The sequence below is a fragment of the Cupriavidus sp. MEYA8 genome (genome assembly GCF_059278825.1).
This window is the reverse complement of record NZ_JCAEMD010000003.1, coordinates 159,520-173,620: the sequence shown is the minus strand read 5'-3', so window position 1 is coordinate 173,620 and position 14,101 is coordinate 159,520. Positions and strand designations below refer to the sequence as shown.

The 14,101-nt window shown below is 61.8% G+C and carries 9 protein-coding genes, 6 pseudogenes and 1 other annotated feature; of the genes and pseudogenes, 7 read left to right on the top strand and 8 right to left on the bottom strand.

Going from position 1 to position 14,101, the window contains the following annotated elements; translation table 11 throughout:
- Nucleotides 1-30 precede the first annotated feature (30 nt).
- On the bottom strand, nucleotides 31-1,176 hold the full coding sequence (locus AC5WJ1_RS28745) for an ISAs1 family transposase (protein ID WP_494477246.1): 1,146 nt from the start codon (nucleotides 1,174-1,176) through the stop codon (nucleotides 31-33).
- Nucleotides 1,177-1,377: 201 nt separating this feature from the next.
- On the opposite strand from AC5WJ1_RS28745, the pseudogene AC5WJ1_RS28740 reads away from it, so the two are divergent.
- Nucleotides 1,378-2,098 (top strand): annotated as a pseudogene (locus tag AC5WJ1_RS28740) (transposase); the annotation flags it as partial.
- Nucleotides 1,654-1,770 (top strand) — a sequence feature (AL1L pseudoknot). (Overlaps the previous pseudogene by 117 nt.)
- Before the next feature lie 871 nt (nucleotides 2,099-2,969).
- Nucleotides 2,970-3,971: pseudogene (gene ltrA, locus AC5WJ1_RS28735) on the top strand (group II intron reverse transcriptase/maturase); the annotation flags it as partial.
- Nucleotides 3,972-4,008: 37 nt separating this feature from the next.
- On the opposite strand, the gene AC5WJ1_RS28730 reads toward ltrA, so the two are convergent.
- The gene (locus AC5WJ1_RS28730) at nucleotides 4,009-4,443 is read right to left on the bottom strand and encodes a hypothetical protein (RefSeq protein ID WP_483734871.1); all 435 of its coding nucleotides are present in this window, start codon (nucleotides 4,441-4,443) and stop codon (nucleotides 4,009-4,011) included.
- Here AC5WJ1_RS28730 and AC5WJ1_RS28725 point away from each other — a divergent pair.
- A pseudogene (locus AC5WJ1_RS28725) lies at nucleotides 4,442-5,524 on the top strand (ISL3 family transposase); the annotation flags it as partial. The gene AC5WJ1_RS28730 and the pseudogene AC5WJ1_RS28725 sit on opposite strands and share 2 nt — an antisense overlap.
- Before the next feature lie 45 nt (nucleotides 5,525-5,569).
- On the opposite strand, the pseudogene AC5WJ1_RS28720 reads toward AC5WJ1_RS28725, so the two are convergent.
- Nucleotides 5,570-6,834: pseudogene (locus AC5WJ1_RS28720) on the bottom strand (IS256 family transposase).
- A gap of 117 nt (nucleotides 6,835-6,951) precedes the next feature.
- Between AC5WJ1_RS28720 and AC5WJ1_RS28715 the strand changes: the two are divergent.
- The 4 genes and pseudogenes from AC5WJ1_RS28715 to AC5WJ1_RS28700 all read left to right on the top strand — a co-directional run.
- Nucleotides 6,952-7,128: pseudogene (locus AC5WJ1_RS28715) on the top strand (transposase); the annotation flags it as partial.
- Nucleotides 7,129-7,212: 84 nt separating this feature from the next.
- On the top strand, nucleotides 7,213-7,551 hold the full coding sequence (locus tag AC5WJ1_RS28710; protein WP_494477328.1) for a group II intron maturase-specific domain-containing protein: 339 nt from the start codon (nucleotides 7,213-7,215) through the stop codon (nucleotides 7,549-7,551).
- A 346-nt stretch (nucleotides 7,552-7,897) separates the two neighbouring features.
- Nucleotides 7,898-8,284: a group II intron maturase-specific domain-containing protein gene (locus AC5WJ1_RS28705; RefSeq protein WP_494477327.1), complete on the top strand. Its 387-nt coding sequence runs from the start codon at nucleotides 7,898-7,900 to the stop codon at nucleotides 8,282-8,284.
- A 96-nt stretch (nucleotides 8,285-8,380) separates the two neighbouring features.
- Nucleotides 8,381-8,708: pseudogene (locus tag AC5WJ1_RS28700) on the top strand (transposase); the annotation flags it as partial.
- On the opposite strand, the gene AC5WJ1_RS28695 reads toward AC5WJ1_RS28700, so the two are convergent.
- From AC5WJ1_RS28695 to AC5WJ1_RS28675, 5 genes are all read right to left on the bottom strand, one after another.
- Nucleotides 8,699-8,956, bottom strand: a complete 258-nt coding sequence (locus AC5WJ1_RS28695) for a tripartite tricarboxylate transporter substrate-binding protein (protein WP_494477326.1) — start codon at nucleotides 8,954-8,956, stop codon at nucleotides 8,699-8,701. The pseudogene AC5WJ1_RS28700 and the gene AC5WJ1_RS28695 sit on opposite strands and share 10 nt — an antisense overlap.
- Before the next feature lie 488 nt (nucleotides 8,957-9,444).
- Nucleotides 9,445-10,401, bottom strand: coding sequence for a Csu type fimbrial protein (locus tag AC5WJ1_RS28690; protein WP_494477325.1), 957 nt, complete (start codon nucleotides 10,399-10,401; stop codon nucleotides 9,445-9,447).
- Nucleotides 10,398-12,599, bottom strand: coding sequence for a fimbria/pilus outer membrane usher protein (locus AC5WJ1_RS28685; RefSeq protein WP_494477324.1), 2,202 nt, complete (start codon nucleotides 12,597-12,599; stop codon nucleotides 10,398-10,400). Before AC5WJ1_RS28685 ends, AC5WJ1_RS28690 begins: the two co-directional genes overlap by 4 nt.
- Before the next feature lie 200 nt (nucleotides 12,600-12,799).
- Nucleotides 12,800-13,576 carry a fimbrial biogenesis chaperone gene (locus AC5WJ1_RS28680; protein ID WP_494477323.1) on the bottom strand — a complete coding sequence of 259 codons (777 nt, stop codon included), beginning with the start codon at nucleotides 13,574-13,576 and terminating at the stop codon, nucleotides 12,800-12,802.
- Between the two features lie 13 nt (nucleotides 13,577-13,589).
- Nucleotides 13,590-14,084 carry a Csu type fimbrial protein gene (locus tag AC5WJ1_RS28675; protein ID WP_494477322.1) on the bottom strand — a complete coding sequence of 165 codons (495 nt, stop codon included), beginning with the start codon at nucleotides 14,082-14,084 and terminating at the stop codon, nucleotides 13,590-13,592.
- Nucleotides 14,085-14,101 lie beyond the last annotated feature (17 nt).

Below are 14,101 nucleotides of genomic sequence, written 5' to 3'. Positions count from 1 at the left end.
CAGGGCCATCGCATGAAATGTGACGGAAATCTAAACGTCGTTCCAGCCAAGCAATTGAGCCAGATAGCAGTCGTTAGCGCAGGCCAGCATGCGGCGGTTCTTCAAGCCGGCTTTGATGGTGCGATCCTGTCGTAGCAGGTTCATGGCAATGCGCCTGAGGATGGCGAAGTTGTGCGCTGCATTCTGGACACGCACTCGGCACTGATCTTCGTCGAAGGCCACGTCCAGAGTCCAGTGCATGGCGTTCTCGATGGCCCAGTGTGATCGGATTGCGTGGGCGATGCGCGCGGCATCCGGCGGCAAGCTGGACACGTAGTAACGTCGTTCCTTTGCAACGCTGTCGCCGATTTCCCTGGTGGACTCGATGATGGCTGCCGAGCGTGCGTGAGGCCATGGGGCGAAGGCGACGTTCGCTGTGCTTTGGCGCAGCGTGGCCCAGTCGATCACCGTACAGTGGCGTGTCTCGATGCGCCCGTGTCCCTTGTCAATGTCGCGATGCTCGCGTACCACTTGGGCGCGCCTGTCGGCCGGGAGATGCTCGATCGCCGCAAGCGCCTTGTGGATGTGCGCCAGCGGCGTGGGCTGGTTTGCCTTGACGGCTAGTACATAGTCCGCGCCGGCGGGCACAATCTGTCGGGCAATCGCCTGCTGGCAACCCATCGCATCGATAGTGATGATTGCGCCCTTGAGCAGCAGGGCGTCGAGCAACTCTGGAATCGCCGTGATCTCATTGCTCTTCTGGGCCGTGCGCACCTGTCCGAGCACCATGCCCAGTCCAGCCCCATAGGCCGAAACCAGGTGAATCGCGCGCTGACCGCGCTGATGTGAGCCGCGCACGGTCTTGCCATCGATCGCCACCACCTGGTCAGCCAGGGTGGGAAACAGGTGCTGAGTCCACCGGATAAAGCAGGCCTCAAACTGCTTGGGATTGAGCGCTGCGAACACCCGCCCGAAGGTATCGTGGGAGGGAATGCCATTGGTCAGGGGAATGTGGCGCCGCAGCCAATCAAGCTTGGCGTTCCCCCACAACTCGATCCCGACCCAGCTATCCGCACCCGCCAGAATCGCGCAGAGCGCGACCGCCAGCATCTCCGTCAAGCTATGGGCCGGCGTACGGCGTCGCGGATCTTCCAGATCACCAAAGGCATCTTCAATACTCAGGGCTGCTGCTTCCATAGCCTGCCGTCGAAAAGACGACAGTAAACCCAGGATTCGCCCTTGTTTACAAGCCACCCCCGTAAGCCATTGATCGTAAACACGATTTCATGCAATGGCCCTGGGAAGAGCTGCAGGGCCATCGCATGAAATGTGACGGATTTCTAAACCTAAAACGCCACGGGTTTCGAGGAGGCTACTCTCTTTGAGAGAATGGAGTCCATGAGGAAGTCAGTGAAATTCTCCCCGGAGGTCCGGGAATGTGCCGTGCGTATGGTATTTGAGCATCGAGACGAGTACGAATCGCAGTGGGCTACCGGGGATCTATCGCTGCCAAGATCGGCTGTACGGCTCAGACCTTGTTGACGTGGGTTCGTCAGCATAGCGCGACACCGGCCAGCGCGCAGGTACAACCACCGCAGAAGCGCAGCGCATCAAGGATCTGAAGCGAGAAGTTCGCGAACTGCGCAAGGCCAACGAGATCCTGAAGCTGGCCAGCGCGTTTTTCGCCCAGGCGGAGCTCGACCGCCGATTCAAGTCTTGAGGGACTTCATCGACGAGCACCGAGGCACCCTCGGGGTCGAGCCGATCAGCAGGGTGCTGCAGGTTGCCCCGTCGGGTATCGCCGCTACGCGGCCAGCAAGCGCAATCCGGCATTGCTGAGTGCGCGGGCAAGGCGCGATGCCGCGCTGGCGGCTCATATCGAACGTGTTTGGCAAGCCAATATGCTGGTCTACGCGCCGACAAGGTCTGGCGTCAACTCCAGCGCGCCCGCTATACCGTGGAGCGCCTGATGCGGCGCCAAGGCTTGCACAGTGTGGTGCGCGGCAAAGTGGTGCGCACCACGGTCAGTGATGCCAAGGCACCTAGCCCGCTGGACCTGGTCAACAGGCAGTTCAACGCGCAGCGGCCGAATCAGCTCTGGGTTTCGGATTTCACGTATGGTACGCCCAGCCAGCGTAGCCCGTCCGTTTGGGGGTGAAGCTGCTTGAGCATGTTTGGAATGCAGGACCCGGTGGAATTGCCGCAGTACCGGGGCATGTCCTTCCTCTGCTGCGAGAGGAAGTGAGCCGAAGCGGCGGTGACCTGTTGACACTGGCAGGGTGACGTAGTCCGTGGGAAACGGGGCTTGCGGCGAAGCGGTTACGCCAAGATGAGTCTCTAGGCTGAGCATGGGACGGTTGAGGAACACGAACCTGTTGAAACGCATCTGAGGGTTGAAATGTCACCCCTGCCCACACCGCTTTATGGGCAGGACGCGGGCTGCTGCCGGGCATACTACCTGAACAAGAAAGTGCGGAAGGATCGGTGGGCGTGGAACTTCGCAATTCTCAAACAGCGACCCATTGCTGTTCGAGAAAGCCGGCAGTGGAAGCCAGCAGTGTCCTACTGTCGATACGCGGACGACTGTGTGCCACGAAGGCGTAACGAGGGGAAATCCTCGAAACGCCATGCTGCATGAGAGATGAGGGAAGGCCCCTCGGTGTCGGCGTACAGGCGCAGGCACCAAACCACCCACTGCTGCTGCGTTAAAGAGACGTGGTGGTGAGCGAGATGGGAAAAGGTCGGGCTTGATCCGATCAGGTAAGGATCGAAGAGACGAACGAAAGTGAACCGTTGACGATGTGTCGAAAGCGTATAGACGATGTCGAAACCATGGTGGAGTCGTTCCCATGGGATAAGCGCAGGGGGCGACCTGCTTACTGCCTGCGCGGCATCCGGCATGAAAGCGGCGTGAAGTCGATCCAGGCTCTTGTGGGGAACGTGGGAACCTGTCACCCCGATGTTAAGGGAGAAGCGCAAGTGGAGGCCCCATGAGCGCCAGAGTACCAATGCGGGGTACAGGGGCGGAGCAAGCCGTAGTAGCGATGAAGGGTCGTAGTGGATCCGGAGCGAAGGGCTTGCCCCATTGTGCTGACGACGTGGCAGCAACCAGAGGCGGGGACGCTGACGGGAGGACTGCAACGAAACCGGCAAAGCCGCTTCCCATAGGCAAACGCCAAGTATGGGAAGCCTATAAACGAGTCAAAGCAAATCGCGGGGCGGCAGGAGTTGACGGACAGACGCTGACCGAGTTTGAGGAGAGTGTCTCAGACAATCTCTACAAGCTGTGGAACAGGCTGGCCTCCGGCAGCTATATGCCGCCAGCGGTTCGGCGTGTGGAAATTCCCAAATCGGATGGCGGTGTGCGCCCGCTCGGTATCCCTACCGTATCGGACCGAATCGCTCAGATGGTCGTCAAGCAAGTGCTCGAGCCTGTTCTGGAGCCCATGTTCCATGAAGACTCATATGGCTATCGACCGGGAAAATCCGCGCATCATGCTATTGCGCAGGCGAGGAAGCGCTGCTGGAGGTTTGCGTGGGCCGTGGAGATTGATATTAAAGGCTTCTTTGATAGCATCGATCACGCCTTGCTGCTGAAGGCGGTGCGACATCACACTCAAGAACGCTGGGTGGTGATGTACATAGAACGCTGGCTAAAGGCGCCAGTGCAAATGCTGGATGGAACAATGGTGACGCGAACGCGGGGAACGCCGCAGGGCGGTGTCATCAGCCCGTTGTTGGCCAATCTGTTCCTGCACTACGTCTTTGACATGTGGATGCAGCGTCAGTTTGCCGGAGTACCCTTCGAAAGGTACGCCGATGATGTTGTGTGCCATTGTCGTAGTCAATCGCAGGCCGAAGCACTGATTGGTGATTTGAGTCGGCGGTTCGCGCAATGTGGACTGGAATTGCATCCGCTGGAAACCCGAGTGGTCTACTGCAAGGATGCGGATCGGCGGGGGAACTACGCCGAAACGAGCTTTGACTTTCTGGCTCGTCAGCGAAATCTGTGGGTGAATCGAGGCGCGGTCAGGCGTTCGGCGACCGATTCAGATACTGGTAGAGCTTTCGGCAGGTTGCATCAAACGAATTCTGCTCAGACTCGGAGATACGTGGCCAGATGAGGGGGCCGCCGTCCTCCTCGATGAGGTTGTGCAAGAGGGTCACCACGGGCATGGCAAGCGCGTCGGGATCCTCGTAGCGTCGCCGGATCATTTCGCCGCCGAGCATCCAGAGGTGATCGCGGTGGCGAAGAAGTGTCTTGCGTGCGTATCCCAGGGTCAGCAGATGCTCGAGGAAAGGCGTGAATATGGCCACGATTGCCTGTCCTGGCGGGATATCCCTGTCTTCGACGCGCCACGATGCAGGCCATTCCTGCAGGTCGGGCACATATCGCACCAGCGTGTCTGGATCCTGCGCGACAATGGCCGGTTTGCCCTTGCCGCTCGCGGCCTTGCTAGCCATGTTGCTGACCCGCCTGCTCAATGCCTGCCATCATGTACCCGGTTTTGTTTACGAAGGTGCGCGGCTGTGCGAGCTCACCCAGTCCATCGAAATCGACGTACGTCCGCGCAAGGGTTCAAAGGCGATCTGCTCATGCTGTAGTCGGCCCGCCCGGGGCTACGACACGCTCGCACAGCGCAGGTTCGAGTTTATCCCGGTGTGGGGCTTTGCGGTGTTTCTGCTCTATGCCATGCGCCGCGTTGACTGCCGCGATTGCGGCGTGAAGGTTGAAGAGGTGCCGTGGGCCAGCGGCAAGCACACGTTGACGAAGGCTTACATGCTGTTCCTGGCGCAATGGGCTCGCAAGCTGTCCTGGAAAGAAACGGCACGAAGCTTCCGGACCAGTTGGGAGAAGGTCTTCAATGCAGTGGAATGGGTGGTGCAGTGGGGACTGGCCCATCGTGAGTTGGGCACGATCCGCGCCTTTGGGGTCGACGAGATCCAGTATGGCCGTGGACACCAGTACCTCACGCTGGTCTACCAGATCGAGGCCGGCTGCACGCGGCTGCTCTGGGTCGGGCAGGAGCGCACGAAGGAAAGCTTCGCTCGATTCTTCGGCCTGATCGGCGAACGGCTATGCGAAAGCGTCGAGTTTGTCTGCTCCGACATGTGGCAGCCCTATCTCGACATGGTTGCAAAACACTGCCCCAATGCGCTGAACATCCTCGACCGTTTCCACATCGTGGCGAAGATGAACAAGGCGATCGACGAGGTCCGTGCTGACGAAGCCCGCCGCATGAACCGCGACGGCTATGAACCGGTACTCAAGAAGACTCGCTGGTGCCTGCTCAAGCGGCAGGAAAACCTCACCGGCAAACAGCGGCTGCGCCTGCGTGAGCTGTTGCAGTACAACCTGCGTACCGTGCGCGCCTGGCTGCTCAAGGAGGAATTCCAGCAGCTATGGGAATACGTCTCGCCGGTCTGGGCCGAGAGATTCCTCGATCAGTGGTGCACCCGGGTCATGCGCTCGCGCATCGAGCCGATGAAGAAGTTCGCCCGTACTGTACGCGTGCACCGGCAACTGATCCTCAACTACTTCCGGAGATAAAGTCAAATCTGGTGTATGAAGGTTGATCGTGGCCGGTCGTCAGGCGGCGAGTTTCTGCTGAACCGGCGGATTGTCTTGCGCCGGGGCACCGTCCTTGAAGGGGACGCCCTTCAAGAGCAGTTCGATGTGTTCGGCACCTTTGATGCGGCGCCATGTTTTCTCGGCTTCCTCGATCAGCTTGAAGGCCAGGCCAAGGAAAGTCGCTCGTGACACGCAATTGCGCGTGCGCGTCGTGCGGTGACGCACGGTCGCGAAGGTCGACTCAATCGCGTTGGTCGTGCGGATGTGCTGCCAGTGCTCGGCCGGGAAGTCGTAGAAGGTCAGCAGGCTGTCTCGGTCCTTGGTGAGCACGCCGGTGGCCTTGGGGTACTTGGCGCCGTAGATCGTCGCAAAGCGATCGAAGGCAGCATAGGCATCTGCCCTGGTGGCCGCCATCCAAATCGCCTGCAGATCTGCCTTGGCGCGGCCGTGCTGGGACTTGGGCAAGGCGTTCAGGACATTGCCCATCTTGTGGAACCAGCAACGCTGGGCGCGCGTGGCCGGGAACACCTCCTCCAGGGCAGCCCAGAATCCCATGGCGCCATCGCCGACCGCCGCCAGCGGGCCAGCCTGCAGGCCGCGGGATTTCAGGTCCAACAGTACTTCCACCCACGATGCCTTCGATTCCCGATAGCCGTCACCGATCGCCACGCGCTCCTTCCTGCCGTCTGGCGTAACGCCGATGATGACCAGCAGGCATTGCCCGTCCGATCCCTCGCTACGCAGACCCGTGTGGATGCCGTCCACCCACCAATACACATGGCGCGCCGCCGACAGATCACGCTGATTCCAGCTCGCATGCTCGTCTGCCCACTGCGCCTTCAATCGGCTCACCACGTTGGCCGATAGCCCTTTGGCATCCTCACCAAGCAGCACCGACAACGCCTCGCTCATGTCGCCTGTCGATACTCCCTTCAGATACAGCCAGGGCAGCGCTGCACTCACCCGCGGCGACTTCCTCACATACGGCGGCACGATCGCCGAGTTGAACTTCACGCCAGACCCGGACCGATCGCGCACCTTGGGCACCTTCACGGCAATCGGGCCGGCCCCGTCAGCACCTCGCGCTCCGGGAGGTAGCCATTGCGAACCACGGCGCGCTGCCCGCTCAACGTCTTGACGTTACTGAACTGCTCAAGCAGCTCTGCCAGCTCCACTTCAATCGCCTCCTGGATGACCCGCCGAGCCCCGCGCCTGATCAGCTCCTCGAGCCCAAGCCCGATTTCCGATAGACCGACTGCTTCTTTCCCTTTATCCTTGCTCATGGTGGACCTTTCTTGTGCTGGTTTCCGATCTCGACAATCAGATTCTCAGCGGAAAGCTCCACCGCCCTCTACTCCGCGCCTCAAATTCCCCGCCCGTACACCAGTTTCGACTTTAGCTCCTACTTCCGCGCGCGCGGGCAGTTCTCCAGCGGCATCGTTGAGGGCTTGAACAACAAGGCCAAAGTCACCATGAGAAAAGCCTATGGATTCAAGACCTTCAAAGCGACGGAAATCGCGCTATATCATGCACTTGGCAAACTCCCTGAGCCGCCGACAACCCACACTTTTTACTGACGAACCGACTTTCTTGGCTATACGTTTCGGCCTCGCCTGTCAAAGAATCGATGGGGTAAAACCTTCGTTAACTTCAGTCCGGCGATGAGTGCCAAGGCGGGGAAAGCGATACGTCAGGAGGTCAGGAGCTGGAATCTGCAAAATCGCAGTGACAAGTCCCTGTACGACCTGGCGCATATGTTCAACGCCAAAATCAGAGGTTGGGTAAATTATTACGGTGCATTCTACAAATCCGCGCTGTACCCAACGCTGAGGCAGATTGATCGCAAACTCGTGTTGTGGCTAACTCGTAAACACAAGCGTCTTCAGGGGCATCGCCGACGAGCCAGTCACTGGCTAGCACGCGTAGCACGCAAAGAGATGCATCTGTTTGCACATTGGTCGCTGTTATGGGGACAGGCTTCAATGGGAAGAGCCGGATGAGCGGAGACGTTCACGTCCGGTTCCGTGAGCGCCTTGGGGGGAAGTTCCCCGGGGCGACTCGACTTGTGATCGTGGTCAAGGGAACCCGTGAACATGCTGAGGCAGTACGCGAAGCGTGCCGTGGGTTCCTTGAAGGCGACCTGAAGCTCACGCTAAATATGGAGAAAACCCATATCACGCATGTGAACGACGGCTTTGTCTTCCTCGGTCACCGGATTATTCGCAAGCGTGGGCCACGCGGTCGCATGCGGCCTGTGACGACCATACCGTGGGAGAAGTATCGAGGCTTTGCTGGGAGGCTCGTAAAGCAATTGTCGGGCAACTACGGATGAACAGGATGGACCTGATGGAAAGCCTGAATCGGCAGATCGCTGGCTGGGCTGCCTTCTATCAATACACCGACTATACGGCCACCATGTTCAAGAAAATAGACCGAACGGTCTTCTGGAAATTCGGATACTGGCTCGCGCGCAAGTACCGGCGCGGGTTCAGGTCGCTGATGCGCGACTGCATCCGGGCGCCGGAACCGGGACAGGCTACAACATGGGTGTTACAAGGCCAGAACAGTCGGGGGTGGTATGGGGTGGTGGCGCTTCGGCGTCTCGTTACCAGTCGCAAAGGTCGTTTTACTTGGCGGACCCTGACAGAAAATCCGTTCATCCTGCGCGATGAGACACGCCGTACCATCGAGTCGCGCTACCCCGATGTCGCCTTTGCTATGAGCAACACTTGAACGGAGAGCCGGATGCGCTGAGAGGCGCAAGTCCGGTTCGGAGAGGAGAGACAGGGAAATAGTCCGACTACGCCCTGTCTCTTACTCTACTCTCGACTTGGCAGGGGGGTGTTTCGTCTGCTGTTGCGCACACTGTAGGGATTTCTCTGCAGCCTTCGCGAGCTCGCCTTCGCCGACTTGCCAGTGCCGAACTACACAACGCTGAGTCGGCGCCGGCAGGATCTGAACGTGGTGCTGCCGGAGCAGCGTCCCGGTAGGCGCTGCATCTGGTCGTCTACAGCACGGCCCTGAAGGTCTTCGGCGAGGGCGAGTGGTGGTGTGCAAGCAAGGCTATTCGAAGCGGCGCACCTGGCGCAAGGTGCATCTGGCGATGGACGCGGAGACCAGCCAGGTATGCGCGGCTCTGATGACGCATCAGCCGATCATGCCGCCAGCCCCCGGGCGGTTGTCCACCACAACCGGTTTGCCCCAGGCCTTGGACAGGCCATCGGCCAGCACGCGGAACGCCACGTCACTGGAGCCGCCCGCCGAAAACGGCAACACCACCCGGACCGCATTCTTGGGATTCGCGCTTTCCTGTGCGACGGACGTTCCAAGCCCGATACCGCCAAAGGAGCTCGCGGCCACCCCGAGTCCGAGTTGCTTCAATACGCGACGCCTGCCTTGATGCATGTTTCAGTCTCCTGTATCAATGGCAGCGACTAACGCCAGTCGCTGGCTATTCTCCGGACAGCATACGACTTCGACACAACTGTTGTTGTCGTCGGATTGGACGAATCGCGGTGGCCATGTACCCGGCGACAGGAGCGCCGACCTGGGACGCTCAAGGCAGTTGCCGAGTGCATCGCGCAGAATGGCCACGGCTCTTCGGCCTTGTTCGATCTCGCATGAATTCCTCGATGAGCCCTATACCTCCGCAGCCATCCGTGTCGCCAGGTCGATTGCCCGCTTGGCATCGAGTTCGGCGGCCTCGTCCGCACCACCGACCATCCGGGCTCGCACGCTATCAATTGGGGGGCCAACGCCTGAGAAGCGTGACCGTTGCGCAAGCTGCTGCGACGCACTCGAATAAGTTCGCCTCGCTCCTGCATCAAGATGGAATGTGGCCGGCGAAGGGAAAGCCCCCTCCTCCGAGATGACGGCGCCCCCCTTTCCGCGCCTCAGTACGTAATCGTGACGGTGAGGGTATCCACATAGGCGCCGGCGACCGGCGTCGGCTGCGCCGGAACGCGCCCGTATACGATATAGGCCTGACTGAGGCCGGTCCCGGTGCCCGTCACAGTGGACGTGCCGCTTGTGCCATCTCCCCAGGGAAACGCATAGGCGGCGTCGCGATAGAGCTGATAGGCAACCTGGCTGCTGCCGCCAGTTCGCTGCATGCGTCGGCTCGCCACGCCAGCTCCCGTCGACGTACCCGCGCCGAGCGCAATGGCGTAATTGCTGCCATTGGTGCAACGTGCCGTGAGGCTGCCGGTGGCGGTAAGCGCGGACACGAGGACACCAACCGTGCCGAAATCCACATCGGATGCAGTGATTGTGCAATCGGGAATTACGGTCGCGCTGACAGTGAACGGAAAACGTGCCACCGGCGAGGTCAGTGTAGAGCAGCCAGGGGCAATCAGCGTATAGCTTGCATAGTTCATTTCCGTGTGCGCGCCATCGAAGCTGGATAGGTAGGTGCCGGCCCTGAGTCCGGTCTGCCCCGCGGCAATCCTTCCGTAGATGCTGACTGTTGTGCTACCCGCGCCAAGCAACATCGGGATATCGACCTGAACCACGCTGGTTGAAGGGACAGCGCGGGTGCCCCAAATAGGCGACATGCTGCTGGACTGCGACAGGTTGAAGTTGAGCAGATCGCTGCCCTGCGACAGCGTCCGCGGAACGAGGCCCGTTCCGCCACTGCCGGTACCGATGCTCAGGCAGACACGCGCGGTCGACAGGATAAAGCCGGTGCACGAGATGGAGATAGTGCTGCTGGCATTGACCTCGGCCGCGACCACGGGACTCACATTACCGAAGTTGACGGCAGTGGCCGTGGCCGTGCAGGTCTGCGCGTGCCCCGCGGCGCCATGCGTGGCCACGGCGAGCAAGGTGACAAAATACATCACCGTCTTCATGGTGCCACTCCCCGGCAAACGATACGTCCCAGCGACGGAATCGGCGAGGCCGACGCCTCCGGGTATGGAAAGCTGGCCCGGCAACGCTTGTCCGGCTCGCCGGCGACCACGTGGTTGTCTGAGACCAGGCTGTCGAAGAACACCATGCCATCGTAGCCAACCACGGACGTTGCGCCGGATTCCTCGTGTCTCACCAGCGTACCTGCTGCGATCGGTGCGCCAGACTCCGTGACCAGCGACAGTTGCGCACCCCGGAAGCGCGCGATATCGAACCGCGCCAGCGCGCCGGCGTGCCAGGACGGCGCGATGTATCGCGATGACTGATCGATGCGGGTGTTCGCCGGCAGCACGAGCGGGTCGATGGCGATGAGGTTGGCCTGGTAGGGCATCAAGTCTGGCACCAGATAGTGACCATTGGCGTCGGTAGTGCCGATGCGGCGGTTCTCCACAAGGACCGGAACATCCGGCACACCAGTAGATACCAGCGCAAAGCTATCGTTGATGCGGCGCGCGGGTAGCACGGCTGCGTCCATCACCACGACCGAACCGGTCAGGCCGAGGGCACCGGTGACATTGCGCTCGTCTGACTGCGCCGCAGCGACCAGCTCGCCATATCGCCCGCGGTATCTGGCCTGGGCAAGGTTGCGGCGCTCGCCGCCAGTCTGGCTTACCTGCGCCTGCCAACCCCAGCCCCCCTCGTACGGCGCGCTTTGCGACGCGCTGGCGTGCACGCTGGCCTTGCCGCCGTCTGCGCCGGCGGCCACGCTGGCCGAGGCGTTCGGCCCCAGCACGGCGGTCAGCGTCAGCAGTACACCGGACACGCCCCCGCGCGCAAAGTCCCTGTAGGCGCTGAGATTGACCGAGTGCCGGCTGCCGAATTGCGCGGTCCAGGCGACCGAGGCGATTTTCGAGCCAGCGGTCCCGGCATCGTCCAGCTGCACATAGGCGAGCGCGAGGCTGCCGTTGCGCGACATCGGCCACGAGAGCGTGGCCCGGTACAGGCCGTCGGGATGGCGCGCACCGCTTCGCGCGGCAAGGTCCTGGTAGGTGGCTTCGGTGCGGATGCCTTGCAGATCGACCGTGATGGCGGGCGTGCGCAACTGGTAGCCGAGGGAGAACATCGCCCCCTGTTCGCGGCCTTTCCCTAGTGAGGCTGCAGCGCTGACCACGCCCAGCCCACCAGCGCTCGCCAGTAGCCCGGCGCCAACGGTATAGGTGCCGGGCATGGCTTCGGCATGCCCCTCCAGGGTCAGGGTTTCCCCGAGCCCGTGACGGACCGACGCGCTGGCGGCAGGCTGCTTGTCATACGTTGCGGAGCGCAGGCCGTAGTCCTTGCGCAGCAAGCCCGCTTCCACCGAGAAGTCAGTCAAGCCGGCAGTCAGCAGTCGCGTATCGATATAGAGCGGTATCGTCGTCGACACATCGCGCCCGAGAGCATCGCGCACCACAATCACGGCCTGCCCGGCGCCGTTGACAGCCGGGGTGTTGCTGAGGACGAACGGTCCCGAAGGCACTTCCGCGCTGTACTGGCGCACATTGTTGACGTAGAGATCGACCGCGCTGGGGACCGAGGCCGTGGCGCTGAGCAGCGGTACGGGATAGGTGACCAGGTCGGGTCTGACGGAGAAATTCCGGCGGTACTGCAGCCCGCCCAGGCGGACCGCGCGGGACCAGTTCAGCGCTCCGGAAATCGTATCGCCCAACTGTACCGACGATAGCTGGCCGGGGTTGGTGTATGTCCATGCTGTATCCAGCCGGACATAGCGGTTCGCCACACCGCTCCATGTGGCTACCCCGCTGTTGGACAGCACGCCCCCCTGATCGTGGAATACGCGCTGCGCGCTGTACAGGCCAAGATGCTGCGTGCGGCCCGTCTCACCGTAGAGATCGTAGGTAAGGACCAGCCCGGTCCCCGCCGACAGCTTTACCTCCGGGCGCGCCATGCCTGCAAGAACCGTGGGGATCAGCAGGCCGTCCGCGGCGTCGACGGCTACTTCCTGGGCGGCAGCGCGGTAACTGATGCGAAGTCCCGGGACGTTGTCGAGCCACACCAGGCCCGTCTCATCCGCGGGCAAGCCATCAGCTCGCAAACCGATCTGCCGCAGTTCTTCCACAGTGGTGCCCAGCATGCCGTTGCGAGCTTCAAAGCGCGCGATCAAGCCACGCGGAACGCCGTTGAGCGTCACGGCGAGGTACATGGCCTGTGCGGAGCCCGCCTGTGAAGAAGATGATGCGGACTTTGGCGCGGATATCGGTGGCGATGCCTGCATCGGTGACTGTGGCATCGCCACCGGCGAGACCAGCAGCAGGCACGCTGCCTTCAGTGTGCCATGGCGGGTTCGGCGTGCAGCCCCCTGGTGCGCCGGTGCAAACACCCCAGCCTGGAACAACGTCTCCCTCACAGGCCGCTTTGCCGTGCATCTCCACCGGTCGCCAATTGCAACAGCACCAGATCGCCGTTGACCGTCGCGCGCAAGGTCAGCCCACCCGGGCGCTTCGACCCGCTTGCGACCAGGCGCTGCACCTGCGCTGCCTGCGCGCCTTCGAGCCGCCAGGACCGTTTGCTGTCGCGCAGGGCATAGCCAAGCAGGCCCTCGGCCAGCGTCAGCGCCTGTCCATCCGCGCCGACAAGCTGCACCTGGCTGATCTGCGCGTGACGGCGGCCCGCATTGCGCGCCGACAGGATCCACGCCTCATTCTCGCGCTTCAGCGAGAAGTGCAATTCCGGGCGGGCATTGCCCGGCGTGCCGGCGAAGACGGGCACGGAGTAACGCAACTGCACCCGTACGCCGGACGTTCGAGGCGCCGCGGCCGGATCCGGCAGTTCGTCGATCAGCAGGCGGTAGGTCGTCTCCCCGTCGGACATCGCTGGCCCGAGCCGCACAATGCGCACCAGTTGGTCGCCCCCCGATTCGATCCGCACAATCGGCGGACTGGCGACTACCTCGTCAGTTGCGTCCAGCAAGTCATCACCGTCCGCCTGCGTCCAGTGGAACACTCGCACTTGCGCATGGATCGGCGTGTCGCCCCGGTTGCGCAGCGTCAGGGCGGCAGCACCCGGTCCGGCGGGCAGTTCGGCGCGGATCGGCGTGATCTGTAGCGACCTGGCCAGCGCAGCGCCGTGCGGCGCGCCCAGGGCAAGTATGGCTGCAATTAGCCACCCACGCGCTAGCAATGGCCCCGCCATCCTAGAAGTTGATGGTCGCGGTAACGGTGGAAGTGTAGTTACCTGCTGCTGGTGTGGTCTGCGGTGGCACGCGGCCGTAAACCGGAATGGTCTGCGACGTGCCGTTCCCCGTACCGCTGACGGTGTCCGTGCCCTGCGTGTTGCCCCATACCTGGGAGCGCTGGGTATTGCTGTATAGCTGGTACCCGACAGTAGCGCCGCCCGGACCTACCAGCAAGCGGTTGGTGATCGTCGACCCGGCAGCGCTGCCAGCATCGAGCCCCACGGCATATGCAGCGCCGCTGGTGCACGTCACGGTAAGGGTGCTGGACTGGTCGACATTGGTGGACAACACCCCGTGCGAGCCGAAATCCAAATCCGCCGCTGATATGGCGCAATCATTCGCAAGCGTAAGACGTACCTGGAAAGTGGTAGTCGCGGTCGCAGCTTCCAGGCCTAATGGAAGCATGGCAATAAGGGCGCACGCCGCCCGGCGCAGGATAGCGACTTGTTGCATGGGATGACTCGCTAATT